Raw genomic sequence first — 18,340 nt, 5'->3', positions numbered from 1 at the left:
GGCCGGCTAGGGAATCGCGCCTCGAATAAGGGCGCGGGCGAACGGCTCTCCGCTCGCCTCCGCGTAGGCCACCCGCTCCTTCACCTCGCGCAGGGTGCGCGGGCGGTATCCAGGGCCGCCGCAGCAGCTCTTGTGGAAGCGGATCCCCGCGTTCAGGAGCACCGAGAGCGCACGCCACGCCGCGATGTCCCGCTGTCGCGGCGGCGCGAAGGCGGACCCGACGTGGATCAGCGTCCCGGCGCAGCGCGGACAGACGCGCTCCCGGTCCCTGTCGTACGGCTGCTTGTACGAGGCCCGGCAGGGCAGGCACACGAACGAGGTCTTCCCATGGGGCATGAGTGCAGCGTAGGAGCTCGGTCCGGCCCGTTCGAGTCGTTTTCCCACCGGTTCCGAGGGGTCCGGATCAGCGGCTGCGCCACAGGCGTCCGATGCGGCGACGGATGCCGCGCCGCGGACGGCGGGGCCGCACCGGTGACGCCTGCGGACCGGCCCCGCCCGGACCCTCGTCGCGTCGGCGCCTCCACGGTTCGTCGGGCGACAGGAGCGGCACCTTGCGCTCCGCCTGCGCCCGGATCTCGTAGTGGGCGTCGTGAGCGGTCACCCTGAACGCCTCGTCGTACGAGGCCATGGCGGCACTGATCGCCGCGCCGGCGACACCGCGGCGACGGACACGGGACGCCAGCCACGTGAAGAAACCCAGGACCGCGGCGAGTGCCCCCGTGAGAACCAGGAGCGGCACGACCTCACTCATGGGCGCAGCCTATCCAGGACCTGGAACGGCACCCGCGGATCGCCTGTCGGCAGAACCCCTGCCCAGGAGAGCCGAACGCCGGGACGGAGCACATCCGCCGTGCCATGCTGGTGAGCATGACCCCCCTGGAGGACCTGGTGCGGCTGCGCCGCGTCCGGGACATGATGGACCGCGACTACGCGCAACCGCTGGACGTTCCGGCACTGGCGAACGTCGCCCTCATGTCGCCCGGACACTTCTCCCGCAGCTTCCGTGCCGCTTTCGGGGAGGCGCCCTACAGCTACCTGATGACCCGCCGTGTCGAGCGGGCCAAGGCGCTGCTGCGGCGGGGCGATCTGAGCGTCACGGACGTCTGCTTCACGGTCGGATGTACCTCGCTGGGGTCGTTCAGCTCGCGCTTCACCGAGCTGGTCGGCGAGAGCCCCAGTGCCTACAGGGCACGCCCCCACGAGGCCGGCGCCGCGATCCCGGCGTGCGTCGCCAAGATCATCACGAGACCGGTCAGGAACGGAGAAGCGAATCCCGCCGCCGACTCGTAGCGTCGACGCCATGAACATCAACCTCTCGCAGTGCTTCATCGCAGTCGACGACCACGACAAGGCGCTCGCCTTCTACCGCGACGCCCTCGGCCTGGAGGTACGCAAGGACGTGGCCTTCGAGGGAATGCGCTGGGTGACCGTCGGCTCGCCCACGCAGCCCGGCGTGGAGATCGTCCTCGAGCCGCCGCTCGCCGACCCCAACGCCTCGGAGGCCGACAAGCAGGCGATGGCCGAGCTGCTGGCCAAGGGCAACCTGCGCGGCGTGATCTTCTCCACCGACGACTGCGACGCCACCTTCGAAAGCATCAGGACAGCAGGCGGGGAGGTGCTGCAGGAGCCGATCGACCAGCCGTACGGCGTCCGCGACTGCGCCTTCCGCGACCCGGCCGGGAACATGATCCGCTTCAGCCAGTCCCGCAAGGCATGAGCGACGCCGGACCGTTGCCGCGACAGTTCCCACGAATGTAGAACCGGACGTACGTGCTCGAAGCCGGTCGGATCGAACCGGGCGACACCGGCCGGGACCACCCGGCGGCCCCGCCTCACAGATGGAGAGACGATAAGCATGGCCACGAAGAAGGACACGCAGTCGCCCGCGCTGCACGATGCCGACAGCCACGACCTGATCCGCGTGCACGGCGCGCGCGTGAACAACCTCCAGGACGTCAGCATCGAGATCCCGAAGCGTCGGTTGACGGTGTTCACCGGTGTCTCCGGATCCGGCAAGAGCTCCCTGGTGTTCGGCACGATCGCCGCGGAGTCGCAGCGGCTGATCAACGAGACGTACAGCACCTTCGTGCAGGGCTTCATGCCGACCCTCGCGCGGCCCGACGTCGACGTACTCGACGGACTGACGACCGCGATCAGTGTCGACCAGCAGCGGATGGGGTCCGACCCGCGCTCCACGGTGGGCACCGCCACCGACGCCAACGCGATGCTGCGCATCCTCTTCAGCCGCCTCGGGAAGCCTTACATCGGCTCGGCCAAGGCGTTCTCCTTCAACGTCGCCTCGATCAGCGGCGCGGGCGCGGTCACGGTGCAGCGCGCCGGGCAGACCGTGAAGGAGCGGCGCAGCTTCAGCATCACCGGAGGCATGTGCGCGCGCTGCGAGGGCCGGGGCAAGGTCTCCGACATCGACCTCACCCAGCTGTACGACGACTCCAAGTCGCTCGCGGAGGGCGCGTTCACCATCCCCGGCTGGAAGTCGGACAGCCAGTGGACCGTGGGGCTCTACGCCCAGTCCGGCTTCCTCGACCCGCACAAGCCGATCCGCAGGTTCACCAAGAAGGAGATGCAGGACTTCCTCTACCGGGAGCCGGTCAAGGTCAAGGTCAACGGCATCAACCTCACCTACGAGGGGCTGATCCCCAAGATCCAGAAGTCCTTCCTGTCCAAGGACAAGGAGGCGATGCAGCCGCACATCAGGGCGTTCGTGGAGCGCGCGGTCACCTTCAGCAGCTGCCCCGAGTGCGACGGCACCCGCCTCAACGAGGGCGCCCGCTCGTCGAAGATCAAGCGGAAGAGCATCGCCGACGCCTGCGCCATGGAGATCAGGGACCTGGCCGACTGGGTCCGCGGCATCGAGGAGCCGTCGGTGGCGCCGCTGCTCCTCGCGCTGCGGCAGACCCTCGACTCGTTCGTGGAGATCGGTCTCGGCTACCTCTCGCTCGACCGGCCGGCGGGCACGCTGTCCGGTGGCGAGGCGCAGCGCGTGAAGATGATCCGTCACCTCGGCTCCTCGCTCACGGACATCACGTACGTCTTCGACGAGCCGACGATCGGGCTGCACCCGCACGACATCCAGCGGATGAACGGCCTGCTCCTGCAGCTGCGCGACAAGGGCAACACCGTGCTCGTGGTCGAGCACAAGCCGGAGGCCATCGCGATCGCCGACCACGTCGTCGACCTCGGTCCCGGCGCCGGTACGGCGGGCGGCACCGTCTGCTACGAGGGCAGCCTCGAAGGGCTGCGGTCCAGTGGCACCGTCACCGGCCGCCACCTCGACGACCGGGCCTCCGTGAAGGAGACGGTGCGCAAGCCCACCGGTGCCCTGAAGATCCGCGGTGCGAAGGCGAACAACCTGCGGAACGTGAACGTCGACATCCCGCTCGGCGTGCTCACCGTCATCACGGGTGTCGCCGGTTCCGGCAAGAGCTCGCTCGTCCACGGCTCGATCCCGGCGGACGAGGGCGTGGTGGCGGTCGACCAGGCCCCGATCAAGGGCTCCAGGCGCAGCAATCCGGCGACGTACACCGGACTGCTCGAGCCGATCCGCAAGGCCTTCGCCAAGGAGAACGGCGTGAAGCCGGCGCTGTTCAGCGCCAACTCCGAGGGTGCCTGCCCCACGTGCAACGGCGCCGGCGTCATCTACACGGACCTGGCGATGATGGCCGGCGTCGCCACCACCTGCGAGGACTGCGAGGGCAAGCGGTTCGATGCCTCGGTGCTCGACTACCACCTCGGCGGTCGCGACATCAGCGAGGTGCTCGCGATGTCGGTGACCGAGGCCGAGAAGTTCTTCGGCGCCGGTGAGGCCCAGACGCCTGCCGCGCACAGGATCCTGGAGCGGCTCGCCGACGTCGGTCTCGGCTACCTCACGCTCGGCCAGCCGCTCACCACGCTGTCGGGCGGCGAGCGGCAGCGGCTCAAGCTGGCCACCCACATGGGCGACAAGGGCGGCGTCTACGTCCTCGACGAGCCGACCACGGGCCTGCACCTCGCCGACGTCGAGCAGTTGCTCGGCCTGCTGGACCGGCTGGTGGACTCCGGCAAGTCGGTGATCGTCGTCGAGCACCACCAGGCCGTCATGGCGCATGCCGACTGGATCATCGACCTCGGCCCGGGCGCCGGCCACGACGGCGGCAAGATCGTCTTCGAGGGCACACCGGCCGACCTCGTCGCCGACGGTTCCACCCTCACCGGCGAGCACCTCGCGGAGTACGTCGGCGCCTGACCGGGGACGCGCGGAAACGAGGAGGTGGGGCCGGCAGTGCCGGCCCCACCTCCTCGTTCGTGGGGCGTGACCGACTGATGGGCGGCGAGTCCATCAACTGGACAGGTGTGCAGGACAGTTCGATGCCCGTGCACGCCAAGTACGCCTGGGGCTTCGGATCGGGTTCGGGGGAAGTCTTCACCCCGTGGGAGGAGGCTGATCACTCCTGTCCACTCTCAACGTATAGCGCACCGGGGGGCTTGCGGCAAGGCCCGGGGGCTGCCGCAGAATGACCGGCCAAGGCCAGGACCTGCGGAAATCAGGTATGCGCGAAGTGCCTCTCCTCCAGTCGAACTGAATGGGCGTTCTGAATGATTGACGTGATCGTGGTCGGCGGCGGACCCACCGGCCTGATGCTGGCCGCCGAGTTGCGGCTGCACGGCGTGCACGTGGTCGTGCTGGAGAAGTTGACGGCGCAGACCCGGCAGTCCCGGGGGCAGGGCCTGCACGCGCGCAGCGTCGAGGTGATGGATCAGCGCGGTCTGCTGGACCGGTTCCTCGCGGTCAGCGAGAAGTTCCAGGTCGGCGGTCTCTTCGGAGGCATCACGAAACCGTGGCCGGAGCTGCTGGACACGGCGCACCCCTACGGTGTCGCCACCCCGCAACCGGTCACCGAGCGGCTGCTCAACGAGCACGCCCTCGACGTCGGCACGGACATCCGCCGCGGCTGCGAGGTAGTCGGGCTGAGTCAGGACGAGGACGGGGTGACCGTCGAGCTGGCGGACGGCACGCGGTTGCGCTCGCGCTACCTCGTCGGGTGCGACGGCGGCCGCAGTGCGGTGCGGAAGCTGCTCGGCGTCGACTTCCCCGGCGAGCCCGCCAAGGTCGAGACGCTGCTCGGGGAGATGGAGGTGACCGACGATCGGGCGACGATCGCCGCCGCCGTCGCGGAAGTGCACAGGACCCAAATGCGCTTCGGGATCGCCCCGCCCGACCAGGACGGGGTGTGCCGCGTGGTCGTGCCCGCCGACGGGGTGGCCGAGGACCGTGCGGCCGAGCCGAGCCTCGACGACTTCAAGAAGCAGCTGCGGGCGTTCGCGGGCACGGACTTCGGTGTGCACTCACCGCGCTGGCTGTCCCGGTTCGGCGACGCCACCCGGCAGGCCGAGCACTACCGGGTCGGCCGGGCGTTCCTGGCCGGCGACGCGGCGCACATCCATCCGCCGACCGGCGGGCAGGGGCTCAACCTCGGTGTGCAGGACGCGTTCAACCTCGGCTGGAAGCTCGCCGCGGCGGTCAACGGCTGGGGCCCGGAAGGGCTGTTGGACAGCTATCACGCCGAACGGCATCCGGTGGGGGCCCGCGTGCTGGACAACACCCGTGCGCAGATCACCCTCCTCGGGGCCGATGCGGGCGCGACCGCGCTGCGGGAGCTGTTCTCGAAGCTGATGGACTTCGAGGAGGTGAACCGGTACGTGACCGGGATGATCACCGCGGTGGACGTCAGCTACGACTTCGGCGAGGGCCACGAACTGCTCGGCCGGCGGATGCGGGACGTGGAGCTGAAGCAGGGGCGCCTCTACGAGCTGATGCGCGGCGGCCGCGGGCTGCTGCTCGACCGGACCGGCCGGCTCTCGGTGGAGGGCTGGGCGGACCGGGTCGACCACGTCGTCGACGTCGGCGAGGAACTCGACGTGCCCGCGGTGCTGCTGAGGCCGGACGGCCACGTGGCGTGGGTCGGTGAGGATCAGCAGGACCTGCTCGGCCGGCTGACGAAGTGGTTCGGCGCCGCCGCCGGCTGAGCGCGGGTCGAGGCCCGGAGAGGACGGGGCGTCAGGGCGGGATCTTCTCTCTTCCGGCCTGCCGCCAAGCCCGGGCAGACGCCGGCGGTGGCCTCAGTGCCGGATCAGGCCGCCTGCGCGGACGGGAGCGACATGGCCCGTCGCCGGCAGGGTCTGCGCCAGGGCGAGGCCGATGTCGACCAGCGAGGACCGGTACAGGCCGGCGACGTCGGCAAGCGGCGTCCAGACCGATTCGGTCGTCTCGCCGTTCGGCTCGGGCCGGAGCCGGCCGCCGGTGATGCGGACCTGGTAGAAGATGCCGACGTTCTGGTGGTCCGTTCCGACGGGGTCGGTGCGCTCGGCGGCCGGGATCACCCTTGAGTCCACGCCCAGCAGGCGTTCGGCCACCGCGTCGCAGCCGGTCTCCTCGGCGACCTCCCGGATGACCGCGTCGAAGGGATCCTCCCCGTGCTCGACCTTGCCGCCCGGAAGGGACCAGTTCCCTGAGAAGTGGTGGGCGAGCAGCACCCGTCCGTTCTCGATGCACACGGCGTACGCCGCAAGTCGGAAGCTCATACCTGTACCTCCCCACCCGGACACCGTCTCCATGCCCTGGTGGCGGGGTGACGTGACGGAACGGTGCAGGCCCGATCACACGTGGCCCCGAACACTTTTGCAAGCAGGCGCTTGCAATAGTTAGCAAGGGTGTTGCAGTATCGAGTCATGGCATCACTCAACGTCGGCAATCTCGGCGAGTACCTGCGTGAGCAGCGGCGTACCGCGCAGCTCTCCCTGCGGCAGCTCGCCGACGCCGCCGGAGTGTCCAATCCGTATCTCAGCCAGATCGAACGCGGCCTGCGCAAGCCGAGTGCCGAGGTTCTGCAGCAGGTCGCCAAGGCCCTGCGGATCTCTGCCGAGACGCTCTACGTGCGGGCCGGGATCCTCGACGAGCGGGAGCGGGAGGAGCTGGAGACGCGAGCGGTCATATTGGCCGATCCGTCGATCAACGAGCGGCAGAAGAACGTACTGCTGCAGATCTACGACTCCTTCCGCAAGGAGAACGGTTTCGACGTCGTGCCCGACACCGGCGCCGAGGTACACGGTGCTGCGGATGCGGGGAGCAGAATCGATGCCGACGCGGAAAGCGGTGCCGGTGACGGAAACGGCGCCGGTACGAATGCCCGCGGCCCCCGCACGGCCGGCGGCAGTGACGCAGACACACCTCTGAACTGACTCCGATGATCCGGGAGGACCACAGTCATGGCCATCACCGATGACCTGCGCAAGACTCTCACCGACCGCACCCCCTTCTACTTCGCCGCCGGCACGGCCGACCTCGCCGTCGAGCAGGCGCGCAAGGTTCCGGCGCTGATCGAGCAGCTGCGGGCCGAGGCGCCCGAGCGGATCGAGGCCGTACGCAACACCGACCCCAAGGCCGTTCAGGAGAAGGTGGCCACGCAGGCCAAGGAGGCCCAGGCCACCGTTCAGGCGAAGGTGACCGAGGTCATCGGGGCGCTGGACACCGACCTGAAGAAGCTGGGCGAGAGTGCCCAGGACCTGGCTCTGCGGAGCGTCGGCGTGGCCGCCGAGTACGCGGTGCGTGCCCGTGAGACGTACGAGAAGGTCGCCGAGCGCGGCGAGAAGACCGTGCGGACGTGGCGCGGCGAGGCGGCCGAGGAGATCGTCGAGATCGCCGCCGTCGTCGAGGCGGAGCCGAAGTCGGTGCCGAAGCAGAAGTCCGAGGCGGCCGCCCCTCAGGCGAAGCCGGCCCCTCCGGCCCCGAAGAAGGCCGCACCGAAGCCCGCCGAGGCCAAGGCCGCGCCCGTGAAGAAGCCTGCGCCCGTGCGCAAGCCCGCGGCGAAGAAGACCACTCCGCCGTCCGCCAAGTAGCGGGAGCGGTTCCGGGACGGCGGGAACGGTCCGGGCACCTTTGGGGGTGGCCGGGTCGTTGTCCCGGTACCTTGGCCGCGAGGCGCTCATCCACTGACTAGGCGGTGCTCACCATGCTGCTCGAAGCATTCGGCTCGTTCCTTCAGATGCTCTACCTGGCCATGCTCGTCCTGGCCGTGGTCGCGCTGATCTTCGCCGCGACCGCGCGGGAGGACGCCTACCGGGCGGCGGACAAGCAGAAGAAGTCCTTCTGGCTGATCATCCTCGGTATCACCGTCTTCGTGAACCTGATCATCCCGATCCTCTTCCTGCAGATCGCTGGCGTGATCGCGTCCATCGTCTTCATGGTGGACGTCCGGCCGGCGATCAAGGCGGTGACGGGCGGCGGTGGCGGCCGCGGCGGTTCCAGCAGCGACGGGCCGTACGGCCCCTACAACGGCGGGCGCTGAGCGCTCGCAGGTGTGGCCGAGCCGGGGCGGGAGCGCACAGCGCTCCGGCCCCGTCCGCGTATCCGGGCCTCGTCGCGGTCGAGCAGCAGGACCGCCACGTCGTCGGTGAGCTCGCCGCCGTTCAGCTCCTGCACCTGGGTGACCGCGGCTTTCAGCAGCGCCTCGCCGCCGAGTCCCCGGTCGAGGTGGCCGTTGACCATCGCGACCATGCCGTCCTGGCCGAGCCGCTGGGTTCCCTCGGCTCCGACACGCCCCTCGATCAGCCCGTCGGTGTACATCATCAGGCTCCAGGAGCCGCCCAGCTGCACCTGCCGTCGTGGCCAGCGGGCGTGCGGCAGCAGGCCGAGTGCCGGGCCGCCGTCCTCGTAGGGGAGCAGGTGCGCGGCCCGTCCCTGGCGTGCGATCAGCGGTGCGGGGTGCCCCGCGAGGCAGAGACCCGCGCGTCGGCCGTCGGGCGCGATGTCGACGGTGCAGACCGTCGCGAAGATCTCCTCGCTCTGCCGTTCGTGCTCCAGGACCTGCTGCAGCGTGGAGAGCAGTTCGTCGCCGCAGAGTCCCGCCAGGGTCAGCGCCCGCCAGGCGATGCGCAGCTCGACGCCGAGCGCCGCCTCGTCCGGGCCGTGCCCGCAGACGTCGCCGATCATCGCGTGGACGGTGCCGTCAGGCGTGCGGACCGTGTCGTAGAAGTCCCCGCCGAGCAGGGCGCGGCTGCGCCCCGGCCGGTAGAGGGCGGCGAAGCCCAGGTCGGATCCCTGGAGCAGGGGAGTGGGCAGCAGCCCGCGCTCCAGCCTGGCGTTCTCCTGGGCGCGCAGCCGGGATTCGGTCAGCTGGTGCTGGGCGGTGTCCGCGCGTTTGCGCTCCACCGCGTACCGGATGGCACGGCTGAGGAGTCGCCCGTCGAGCTCGCCGCGGAAGAGGTAGTCCTGGGCGCCGACCCGTACGGCCTCGGCGGCCCGCTCCGCGTCGTTCTCCGCCGTGAGGGCGAGGACCGCGTGGCGCGGTGCGATGCGCAGGATGTGCTTGAGGGTGGCGAGCTCGTCCGGGTGCGCGGAGGCGTCGGCGCGTGCTCCGGTGGGCAGGGCCAGGTCGAGGTCGAGCAGGATGCAGTCGACGTCGTCGGTGAGGAGCCGTCCGGCCTCGGTGAGGTTGCGGGCGGTACGGACACGGACCCGGGTCCCGGCGGCGGACGGCAGCTCGGGGACGGTGAAGGTGCCCGCAGGGTCGTCCTCGATCACCAGGAGGGTGAGGTCGGCGCCATGGGTGGTCTCCGCAGCGGGAACAGCGCGTTGCTGCGGTACGGGTACGGGCATCGGTTCGGGTTTCCTTCCCTCCCCCCGAGGGCGCGGCGGGACGACGATCGACGACCCGCCAGACCGGGACGATAGCGGTCCGCGGCAGGGGAACGGAATGGCGTTCGAAGATCGGCCGCTGTCATATGCGCGGCCATAAGCCGCGTCCTGTCACGGATCCGGCGTGATGAGCGTGTGCGAAACGGACATGGGGGCCATGACAAACATCACGCGCCGCGGGGGGTGGGCGGCCTGCGCCCGGTCGGCTACTTGTCGGGGCGGACCACGCCGAGTATGGCCATGGAGCCGGCACCGGTCAGCGTGACGTCGCGGCCGGGCCTCGGGGCGTGGACGATCGCGCCGTCGCCGACGTACATCCCGACGTGGCTGGCGTCGCTGTGGTAGATGATCAGGTCGCCGGGGCGCATGTCGCGGATGGCGATGCGCGGCAGCAGCCGCCACTGCTCCTGGGAGGTCCGCGGGATCGGCCGCTTCGCCGCCGCCCAGGCCTGCGAGGTCAGTCCCGAGCAGTCGTACGAACCCGGGCCCTCGGCGCCCCACACGTACGGCTTGCCGATCTGGGCGGTCGCGAAGGCGATGGCCTGCCTGCCGCTCGCGCTCGCCTCGCGGTTGATGTCCTTCAGCGCGCCGGAGGAGAGCCAGGCGGCCTGCGCCGTGGAAGCCGCCTGCTGCTCGAGTTCGAGGAGCCGGGCCTGCTCCTTCTTCTCCAGCTGTGATTCGAGCTTCTTCGCCGCGGCGATCTGGGCGTTGATGCTCTTCCTGGCCTTGGCCTGCTTGACGCGGTTGGACTCGAGCTTCGTCCAGTTGATGCTCGCGTCCTGTGTGTACGTCTCCAAGTCCTCCTGCGTCCGCTTGAGTTGGGTGAGGACGCTCTTGGTCGCCTGCTGGCCCTGCCTGACCTGGTTCACACCGTCGAGGAAGAGCCGCGGGTCGTTGCTGAGCACGAGCTGTGCGCCCGGCGGCAGTCCGCCGTTGCGGTACTGCTCGCGGGCCTGGGCGCCTGCCTGGCTCTTCAGGCCGGCGATCCGTGCCTGGCCGTCGGCGATGGCCTTGGCGAGCTTCACGATCTCGCCGGACTGCTTCTTCGTCTGCTCCTCGGCGAGGTTGTACGCGTCCGTGGCCGCCCCGGCCTTGCGGTACAGGGTGTCGATCTCCTCGCGTACCTCTTCGAGGGTCTTCTGCCCCTTCGCGGGGGCCGTCACCGGGGCGGTGGGGGAGGGCTCGGGCACGGGTGCGGCCATGGCCGGGACCGGCGCGGCCAGTACAGCCAGCGCGCAGACCAGTGTGATCGCGGCAGCGGCACAGTGGCGTCGGTTCACGAGCTCCCCCTCCGGACAGAAAGCAGTAAAGGTGCGGACCGCCGGATGGCGGACATCTGACTTACCGTCAGTAACGTTCCGGCGACGTCGCGATCGTGCCATGTCGTCCCGTAAAGCAACAGAGGCAGGCGGCAACCGGGGTGGACACCCGCCGATACTCACACGAACGGTGCTCCGTCCGGGTTCCCGAAGTGGCCGGATCGGGCACTCCTTCGGGGTCCGTTCAGCGCGTGTTGGGCCGCAGGGCGGACCACTGCACCGTGATTTCACCCTGACGCCACCGCCGTACCCCGTCCGTCAGCGGCCAGTCGGCGGAGACCGCCCGCGCCGCCGTGATCCAGCGCTGCCGCGCGCCCAGCGAGGCGTACGGGGCGGCGGCCGCCCACGCCCGGTCGAGGTCCCGCAGGAAGGCGTGCACCGGTTCGCCGGGCACGTTGCGGTGGATCAGGGCCTTGGGGAGGCGTTCGGCGAGGTCCGAGGGGCGGTCCAGGGAGCCCAGGCGCGTCGCGAAGGTGACGGTGCGGGGACCCTCGGGGCCGAGGGCCACCCAGACGTGCCTGCGTCCGATCTCGTCGCAGGTGCCCTCGACGAGCAGTCCGTCCGGGGCGAGCCGTGCGCACAGCCGTTGCCAGACCGCGCCGACCTCCGCCTCGTCGTACTGGCGCAGCACGTTCGCCGCCCGGATGAGGGCGGGCCGGCCGGGCAGCGGGATCTCGAAGCCGCCGTGGACGAAGGTGAGGCCCTCGCGCTCGTACGGTTTCGCCGCGGCCACCCGTTCCGGGTCGATCTCGATGCCGGCGACCGTGGTGCGCGGGTCGGCGGTGCGCAGCCGTTCCAGGAGCTCGACGGCGGTCCACGGGGCCGCGCCGTAGCCGAGGTCGACCGCGACGGGTGAGTCGCTGCGGCGCAGGGCGGGGCCGTGGGTGGCGGCGATCCAGCGGTCCATGCGGCGCAGCCGGTTGGGGTTGGTGGTCCCGCGGGTCGCGGTGCCGATGGGGCGCTGGGGCATGACAGCGAGCGTATGCGAAGCCGCGCACGGGGCAGGCGGGGGAGCTTGTGGAGGGCAAGGCGGGCAGGTTCGCGCCGATCGCATGGCAATGATTTGGCAAAGTGGAAATGAAAGGCCTGATTCCGCTGTTTTGACCCTTGAAAGGGTCCATGTGTCCCCGACGCGTGATGCCCCGAGCGAGGAGGAGCGGACCCACGTGAGCCAGTACGTCTCCCGGCTCGGCAACAGCCGTGTGGCACCCCGCATCCGCTTTCCCGGCGGTTTCTCCGGCGGCCATCGCAAGCCCCGGCGTGTCGCGATGCTCTCCGTGCACACCTCCCCGCTGCACCAGCCGGGCACCGGCGACGCGGGCGGCATGAACGTGTACATCGTGGAGCTGGCCAAGCGCCTCGCCGCGATCAATATCGAGGTCGAGATCTTCACCCGGGCCACCACGGGCGCCCTGCCCCCGTCGGTCGAACTGGCACCGGGCGTCCTGGTCAGGCACGTCGACGCGGGGCCGTACGAGGGCCTGGCCAAGGAGGAGCTGCCCGCTCAGCTCTGCGCCTTCACGCACGGCGTGATGCAGGCCTGGGCCGGTCAGCGTCCCGGCCACTACGACCTCGTCCACTCGCACTACTGGCTCTCCGGCCAGGTCGGCTGGCTCGCAGCCCAGCGCTGGGGCGTTCCCCTCGTCCACGCCATGCACACCATGGCGAAGGTCAAGAACGCGGCGCTCGCCGAGGGCGACACCCCCGAGCCTGCCGCGCGGGTCATCGGCGAGACGCAGATCGTGAACGCCTCCGACCGGCTCATCGCGAACACGGCGGAGGAAGCGGACGAGCTCGTCCGCTTCTACGAGGCCGACCCGGCCGCGGTCGCCGTCGTCCACCCCGGGGTCAACCTGGACCGCTTCAGTCCCGCCGACGGCCGCGCCGCCGCGCGGGCCCGCCTCGGACTGCCGCAGGACGCCATGATCCCGCTCTTCGCCGGCCGCATCCAGCCGCTGAAGGCCCCTGACGTGCTGCTGCGCGCCGTCGCCGTACTCCTGGACCGTCAGCCTTCGCTGCGCTCCAGCATCGTCGTGCCGGTCGTCGGCGGCCCCAGCGGCAGCGGGCTGGCGAAGCCGGAGGGACTGCAGAAGCTGGCGGCGCGCCTCGGTATCGCCGATGTCGTGCGCTTCCACCCGCCGGTCGGGCAGGACGAGCTCGCCGACTGGTTCCGGGCGGCGTCCGTGCTGGTCATGCCCTCGTACAGCGAGTCGTTCGGGCTCGTCGCCATAGAGGCCCAGGCCTCCGGTACGCCGGTGATCGCGGCGGCGGTCGGCGGTCTGCCGGTGGCTGTACGGGACGAGGTGAGCGGCTTCCTGATCCCCGGCCACGACCCGGACCCGTACGCACAGGCGCTGGGCCGGTTCGCCGAGAGCCCGGAGCTGGTCAGCCGGATGGGCGCGGCGGCTGCCGCGCACGCCCAGTCCTTCGGCTGGGACACGGCCGCCTCGGCCACCGCCGACGTGTACACGGCGGCGATGCACGAACACCGCCGCAGGGCGCGCACGCACCACGGCTGAGGTCTCGTGCGCGGTACCTCTGTCGTACGCTCGCACCATGGCTGACGTATCCGACGAAGCAGCAGTGGCGCAGGTCATCGAGGCGACGCTGAACGACGCGGAGCTCGAGTGGGAGAGCCCCGAGCCCGGCACCTTCGTCGTGAAGCTGCCCGGTACCCGGAAGCTGTCCACGACCTGCTCCCTGCGCGTCGGCAAGCATTCCCTCTCCCTCAACGCGTTCGTCGTCCGTCACCCGGACGAGAACGACGCGGCCGTGCACCGCTGGCTCCTGGAGCGCAATCTGCGCCTGTTCGGGGTGAGTTACGCGATCGACCCGCTCGGCGACGTCTACCTCGTCGGCAAGTTCCCGCTCTCGGTGGTGACCCCCGAGGAGCTCGACAGACTGCTGGGAACCGTTCTCGAGGCGGCGGACGGCGCCTTCAACTCCCTCCTCGAACTGGGCTTCGCGAGCGCGATCCGCAAGGAGTACGCCTGGCGGGTCGAGCGGGGCGAATCCACCCGGAATCTGGACGCGTTCACCCACCTGACCCAGCGCCCGGTCAACTGACCTTCGACCCCCGAGAATTCGGCAGCGCAGGCATCTTCCGCTGCGCTGTCGACCCGTGGCATGCTCACCGCCGACGCAGATGTGAACGTCGTTCATATATCTGAAAGGCGGTTCGGGCTCATGGGGAACCTCAGCAGACGCCGGCTGCTCGGCAGCGCCGTCGCCGTCACCGCAGCGGCCGCCACGGGGGCGCTCGGCGGCGCGGGCACGGCACGGGCCGAGAACGGGGCCGGCACGGCACGCGCGGCGAGCGGCGCCGGTGCGGAAGGGGCGGGAGGAACGGCAGGCGCGACAGGTTCAGTGGCCCGGACCCCGGGGTCGTCGCCCCTGTGGCGGGAGTTCACCGCCGCCCCGTTCACCCACCCCCAGATCCCCTTCATCGGCCGCGCCGGCTACCGCTCGGGCTCCGACCTGCCGCGCCGGGCCGCCCGCCCCTTCGTCGCGGACGTCCTGAAGTACGGGGCCAGGCCGGACGGCTCGGCCGACGCCGCCCCCGCAATCAACCGTGCCATCGCCGCTGCCGGAGAGCGTGGCGGTGGCACGGTGCTCATCCCGGCAGGGACGTACCGCATCGACGACATCATCCGCATCGCCCACAGCAACGTCGTGGTGCGCGGCGCGGGCAGCGGTGCGACGAAGCTGTACGCGACCAGGAACCTCACCGAGCTCATCGGCACCTACGGCAGCCGCTACGGCGGCGACAAGTCCAGCTGGTCCTGGGCCGGCGGCCTCATCTGGCTCTGCCCGGAGGACCGCTGGACCTCGCTCACCGACGCGATCAGGGCGAAGGCCTGGCCCTTCGAGGGCTGGACCGGCAACAAGCGCGACGAGTGGCAGACCCTGACCACCGTCGCCCCCGCCCGCCGCGGCGACCGGACGGTCACCGTCTCCTCCGCACGGCACCTGAAGCCCGGCGGGCTGGTCCTCCTCCGCCTCGCCGACGACGCCGGCCACACGCTCCTGCGGCACATGGCGGGCGACAGCGAGGGCGCCGCGTCGTACGTCTGGGACGACAAGACGAAGCTGACCTCGTACGTCCCCTACGAATGGCCGGTGCGCATCACCGCCGTGCGCGGGCGGAACGTCACCCTGGAGCGGCCCCTCCCGCTCGACGTGCGTCCCGAGTGGGACCCCCGTCTCACCACCCTCGCCACCCCGCTCAGCAACTCCGGTGTCGAGGGCCTCACCCTCGAAGCGGTCGAGACCCCGCAGGCGCCGCACCTGCTCGACAAGGGGTACAACGGCGTCGCGTTCCAGTGCGCCTACGACTGCTGGGCGGACGACATCACGGTCCGCCACGTCGACAACGGCTTCGGGCTGATCGGCGCGTCCGCCTGCACGCTGCGCCGTACGAAGGTCGCCGGCCGGGGCGCGCACCACCCGTACTACTGCCGTGAGGGCTCGCACGACAACCTGATCGAGGACTTCACCGTCGAGGAGCGCACGGTCCCGGCGCCCGCCGGGACCCAGCTCCACGGCATCAACGTCGAGGGCCTGTCCAGCTACAACGTCTGGTCGAACGGGCGGATGGAGATGGGTACGTTCGACTCCCACCGGGGCATGCCGTTCGCCAACGTCCGTACGGACATCACGGTCGACAACAACGGGCGCCACGGCGGCGACGCCGGCGCCGGCCCCCTCTTCGGCGCACGGTTCACCCACTGGAACATCCGGGTCACCAACGGCCGCGCGGGCCTCATGCGGATCGACGGCCTCGCCCCGTACAGCGCGACGGTCGGCATCAGCGAGGTGACGGAGTTCGACCAGATCGACGTCCCCGACTTCACCGGCGACCTGCACACCCGCCTTGAGGCGTACGGGACTCCTGAGGCCGTCCGCCCGCACAACCTGTACGAGGCCCAGCGCGCCCTGACCCGCTGAGACCCCGCCGACCCGGCGCCGCGCTCACTCCCGCGAGCGCGGCGCCGACTCCACTGCCTCCAGTGCCGCCACGAGCCGAGGCGCCACCTCCGTCCACGTCCACTGCAGCGTGTCCGCCGGGGCCTCCCGGGGGACCGTCTCGGTCAGCATGATCAGGTAGAGGTAGCTGCGGTAGAGGGCGATCCGCAACCGTACGGACGCGGTGAACGCGACCTGGCCGCCCGTCACGGACGCGTACCCGGCGAGGAAGTCCTTGTCCTGACGGCCTGGACCACAACTCGCAGTCGTGGGCGGCCCGCAAGCAGGGCATGACCAGTGAGTCGTCGTCCCGCTGGGCCGGTGCGATCACGAAGGCGACCCACGATCAGTGGGCCCTGTCCCGCCGCTGCCGGCTCGCTCACATCCAGTCCCTCGAAGCGGGCGTGCGCACTTCGATGCACCGCCTGTCGCAGCCGATCGGTGAGAAAGGTACCAAGCGGGCTCCGGGCGGCTACCGCCCCCAGGGCGAGTGGTTCCACGAGTCCCGCCGCCTGGCCACCCTTCAACACCGCCTCGACGTGGCCCGCGCTGAGTGGGAGGCCGGTGTCGTGCACGTCGTACGCGGCGGCCGGAAGCTCCTCAAGAACCGTCACGGCCTGGAGGCCGCACAGCTCACCGAGCACGAGTGGCGCCAACGCTGGGCGACCGAGCGGTGGTTCCTCGCCGCTGACGGTGAGTCCGGCAAACGCTTCGGCAACGAGACGATCCGCGTCACCCCGGACGGCGAGGTCAGCATCAAGCTGCCCGCACCGCTCGCCCACCTCGCCGACAGCAGGCACGGCCGGTACGTCCTCGCCTCCAAGGTCGCCTTCCAGCACCGGGGCCAGGAGTGGCGCGACCGCATCGAAGCGAACCGGGCCGTGGCCTACCGCATTCACCTCGACGTGGAACGCGGGCGCTGGTCCCTGACCGCGTCGTGGACCCGGCCCACGGTCAGGACCGTGCCGTTGGAGAGTGCCCGTGCTCAGGGCATCGTCGGCGTGGACACGAACGCCGACCACTTCGCCGCCTACCAGCTCGACGCGCAGGGCAACCCGGTCGGCGACCCGCGCCGGTTCTTCTACGACCTGTCCGGCACCGCCGGACACCGTGACGCCCAGATCCGGCACGCCATCAGCCGACTGCTGCACTGGACCGACCGGCACGGCGTGAAGGCCATCGGCCTGGAGAACCTGGACTTCACGGCCGAGAAGACCCGCGAGAAACACGGACGCAAGAAGCGGTTCAGGCAGCTCCTCTCCGGCATCCCCACCGGCAAGCTCAAGGCCCGGCTCGTCTCGATGGCGGCCGAGCACGGTCTGTCGATCGGCGCGGTCGATCCGGCGTACACGTCGATGTGGGGCGATGAGCACTGGAAGAAGCCCCTCACCAGCAACAAGCGAAAGATGTCCCGTCACGATGCCGCTGGCATCGCGATCGGCAGGCGCGCCCTCGGGTACCCGATCCGGCGACGGACGGCACCGCCCCGCGACGACCAGAGTGATCGTCGCGGGCATCGGACCGCCCAGGCCGGACCAGGCGCACGAGGGCGTGACGGAACCCGTCCACCGGTCACGGAGCGTGCACACGATGCGCGTCGCCGGATCGGGGAACAAAGAACGCGTGAACCCAGCGCATCCAACACCGTTCGGGATGCGCGCAGTTCTGGGAGCTGGCACCAGATGTCACTCCTGGACACTGCTTAGGAACGGTACGAGTCTGACCACGGTGACCGTCAGCACGGATCCTGAGACGTAGTAGAGGACGATCGCCCCGTCGACCGTCGCCTCGCGCCGGTCGTGTTCCCGTTTGACGGCGGACGACCCGTGCCCGTACGGATCCTTGGCCAGGGTGCGTGCCATCTCGTCCCGGAAGAAGTCGCCGTCCCGCATCTTGGCCAGGGTGTCGTCTGCCGGCGGCGCGTAGGAGATGCGGAAACTCAAGCGACGTTCCGCCTCTCGGCCTCGTCCTGCGCCAGCCGTACGAGGATGCGCTCGGCCTCGGGATCGGGGACGGACTCCAGCATCCAGTGCCGCATGACGGCGTGGATCTCGTGGACACCGGCCCCGTTGATCGCGAGGTCGAACTCCTCCCGTCTGTCCTCGGGCAGCGCGGCGCGGATGTCGGGGATACTGTTGGGCACCTCGACCTCGGCACCGCCGACGAAGGTCTTCAGAGACTCGCTCATGATCGCTCTCCCCGATCTCCTTGCTCTCTGTGCACTGCCTACCCGTTCCACGCTGCCTGGGCACCTGCGAACAGGCGGGCACGGGCGTCACGTTAGCCGGTGCGGCACGGGCCGGCACCGGGCCCCCTGCGGGCGGCCGGCCCGCGGGCAGGGAGCCCGGCACCCGAACCGCTGATC

At 70.4% G+C, this 18,340-nt stretch carries 20 protein-coding genes; 11 read left to right on the top strand and 9 right to left on the bottom strand.

Going from position 1 to position 18,340, the window contains the following annotated elements; translation table 11 throughout:
* Positions 1 to 6: 6 nt before the first annotated feature.
* Positions 7 to 336: a deoxyxylulose-5-phosphate synthase gene (locus OG844_RS25315; RefSeq protein WP_406393321.1), complete on the bottom strand. Its 330-nt coding sequence runs from the start codon at positions 334 to 336 to the stop codon at positions 7 to 9.
* 67 nt (positions 337 to 403) lie between these two features.
* Positions 404 to 751, bottom strand: a complete 348-nt coding sequence (locus OG844_RS25310; RefSeq protein ID WP_406393319.1) for a hypothetical protein — start codon at positions 749 to 751, stop codon at positions 404 to 406.
* A 116-nt stretch (positions 752 to 867) separates the two neighbouring features.
* Here OG844_RS25310 and OG844_RS25305 point away from each other — a divergent pair, with 116 nt between their 5' ends.
* The 4 genes from OG844_RS25305 (at position 868) to rox (ending at position 6,024) form a co-directional block, all read left to right on the top strand.
* Positions 868 to 1,290, top strand: a complete 423-nt coding sequence (locus OG844_RS25305; protein ID WP_406393317.1) for a helix-turn-helix transcriptional regulator — start codon at positions 868 to 870, stop codon at positions 1,288 to 1,290.
* 10 nt (positions 1,291 to 1,300) lie between these two features.
* Positions 1,301 to 1,717, top strand: coding sequence for a VOC family protein (locus tag OG844_RS25300; RefSeq protein WP_406393315.1), 417 nt, complete (start codon positions 1,301 to 1,303; stop codon positions 1,715 to 1,717).
* 138 nt (positions 1,718 to 1,855) lie between these two features.
* Positions 1,856 to 4,243 (top strand): ATP-binding cassette domain-containing protein, encoded by a 2,388-nt coding sequence (locus tag OG844_RS25295; protein ID WP_406393313.1) that lies wholly within the window; start codon positions 1,856 to 1,858, stop codon positions 4,241 to 4,243.
* A gap of 350 nt (positions 4,244 to 4,593) precedes the next feature.
* Positions 4,594 to 6,024 (top strand): rifampin monooxygenase, encoded by a 1,431-nt coding sequence (gene rox, locus OG844_RS25290; protein ID WP_406393311.1) that lies wholly within the window; start codon positions 4,594 to 4,596, stop codon positions 6,022 to 6,024.
* Between the two features lie 93 nt (positions 6,025 to 6,117).
* Here the strand turns inward: rox and OG844_RS25285 are convergent, their stop codons facing one another.
* Positions 6,118 to 6,579 carry an NUDIX hydrolase gene (locus tag OG844_RS25285; RefSeq protein WP_406393310.1) on the bottom strand — a complete coding sequence of 154 codons (462 nt, stop codon included), beginning with the start codon at positions 6,577 to 6,579 and terminating at the stop codon, positions 6,118 to 6,120.
* A gap of 147 nt (positions 6,580 to 6,726) precedes the next feature.
* On the opposite strand from OG844_RS25285, the gene OG844_RS25280 reads away from it, so the two are divergent.
* The 3 genes from OG844_RS25280 to OG844_RS25270 all read left to right on the top strand — a co-directional run bounded on the left by OG844_RS25280 (position 6,727) and on the right by OG844_RS25270 (position 8,342).
* Positions 6,727 to 7,236 carry a helix-turn-helix domain-containing protein gene (locus OG844_RS25280; protein WP_406393308.1) on the top strand — a complete coding sequence of 170 codons (510 nt, stop codon included), beginning with the start codon at positions 6,727 to 6,729 and terminating at the stop codon, positions 7,234 to 7,236.
* Positions 7,237 to 7,263: 27 nt separating this feature from the next.
* On the top strand, positions 7,264 to 7,893 hold the full coding sequence (locus OG844_RS25275) for a hypothetical protein (RefSeq protein WP_406393307.1): 630 nt from the start codon (positions 7,264 to 7,266) through the stop codon (positions 7,891 to 7,893).
* A gap of 113 nt (positions 7,894 to 8,006) precedes the next feature.
* Positions 8,007 to 8,342: a DUF2516 family protein gene (locus tag OG844_RS25270; RefSeq protein WP_351166733.1), complete on the top strand. Its 336-nt coding sequence runs from the start codon at positions 8,007 to 8,009 to the stop codon at positions 8,340 to 8,342.
* On the opposite strand, the gene OG844_RS25265 is transcribed toward OG844_RS25270, so the two are convergent.
* The 3 genes from OG844_RS25265 to OG844_RS25255 all read right to left on the bottom strand — a co-directional run bounded on the left by OG844_RS25265 (position 8,324) and on the right by OG844_RS25255 (position 11,980).
* Positions 8,324 to 9,652 (bottom strand): PP2C family protein-serine/threonine phosphatase, encoded by a 1,329-nt coding sequence (locus OG844_RS25265; protein ID WP_406393305.1) that lies wholly within the window; start codon positions 9,650 to 9,652, stop codon positions 8,324 to 8,326. The two genes, OG844_RS25270 and OG844_RS25265, sit on opposite strands and share 19 nt — an antisense overlap.
* Before the next feature lie 245 nt (positions 9,653 to 9,897).
* Positions 9,898 to 10,971 (bottom strand): C40 family peptidase, encoded by a 1,074-nt coding sequence (locus tag OG844_RS25260; protein ID WP_406393303.1) that lies wholly within the window; start codon positions 10,969 to 10,971, stop codon positions 9,898 to 9,900.
* Between the two features lie 223 nt (positions 10,972 to 11,194).
* Positions 11,195 to 11,980: a class I SAM-dependent methyltransferase gene (locus tag OG844_RS25255; RefSeq protein WP_406393301.1), complete on the bottom strand. Its 786-nt coding sequence runs from the start codon at positions 11,978 to 11,980 to the stop codon at positions 11,195 to 11,197.
* A 196-nt stretch (positions 11,981 to 12,176) separates the two neighbouring features.
* On the opposite strand from OG844_RS25255, the gene mshA reads away from it, so the two are divergent.
* The 3 genes from mshA (at position 12,177) to OG844_RS25240 (ending at position 15,957) form a co-directional block, all read left to right on the top strand.
* Positions 12,177 to 13,529 carry a D-inositol-3-phosphate glycosyltransferase gene (gene mshA, locus OG844_RS25250; RefSeq protein ID WP_406393299.1) on the top strand — a complete coding sequence of 451 codons (1,353 nt, stop codon included), beginning with the start codon at positions 12,177 to 12,179 and terminating at the stop codon, positions 13,527 to 13,529.
* Between the two features lie 37 nt (positions 13,530 to 13,566).
* Positions 13,567 to 14,076, top strand: coding sequence for a YbjN domain-containing protein (locus tag OG844_RS25245; protein WP_406393297.1), 510 nt, complete (start codon positions 13,567 to 13,569; stop codon positions 14,074 to 14,076).
* Positions 14,077 to 14,196: 120 nt separating this feature from the next.
* Positions 14,197 to 15,957 carry a glycosyl hydrolase family 28-related protein gene (locus tag OG844_RS25240; protein WP_406393295.1) on the top strand — a complete coding sequence of 587 codons (1,761 nt, stop codon included), beginning with the start codon at positions 14,197 to 14,199 and terminating at the stop codon, positions 15,955 to 15,957.
* A gap of 24 nt (positions 15,958 to 15,981) precedes the next feature.
* On the opposite strand, the gene OG844_RS25235 is transcribed toward OG844_RS25240, so the two are convergent.
* A complete protein-coding gene (locus OG844_RS25235) occupies positions 15,982 to 16,185 on the bottom strand; it encodes a hypothetical protein (RefSeq protein WP_406393293.1) in 204 nt (67 codons plus the stop codon).
* Between the two features lie 80 nt (positions 16,186 to 16,265).
* On the opposite strand from OG844_RS25235, the gene OG844_RS25230 reads away from it, so the two are divergent.
* Positions 16,266 to 17,681 (top strand): IS200/IS605 family accessory protein TnpB-related protein, encoded by a 1,416-nt coding sequence (locus OG844_RS25230; RefSeq protein WP_406393291.1) that lies wholly within the window; start codon positions 16,266 to 16,268, stop codon positions 17,679 to 17,681.
* Here OG844_RS25230 and OG844_RS25225 read toward each other — a convergent pair.
* Entirely contained in the window at positions 17,661 to 17,918 is a 258-nt protein-coding gene (locus OG844_RS25225; RefSeq protein WP_406393289.1) for a hypothetical protein, read from the bottom strand. The genes OG844_RS25230 and OG844_RS25225 overlap by 21 nt on opposite strands.
* A complete protein-coding gene (locus OG844_RS25220) occupies positions 17,915 to 18,163 on the bottom strand; it encodes a hypothetical protein (RefSeq protein WP_406393288.1) in 249 nt (82 codons plus the stop codon). Before OG844_RS25220 ends, OG844_RS25225 begins: the two co-directional genes overlap by 4 nt.
* Positions 18,164 to 18,340 lie beyond the last annotated feature (177 nt).

It is taken from the genome of Streptomyces sp. NBC_00887 (assembly GCF_045207585.1).
The sequence above is the reverse complement of the archived record's forward strand: the minus strand, read 5'-3'. Positions and strand labels throughout refer to the sequence as shown.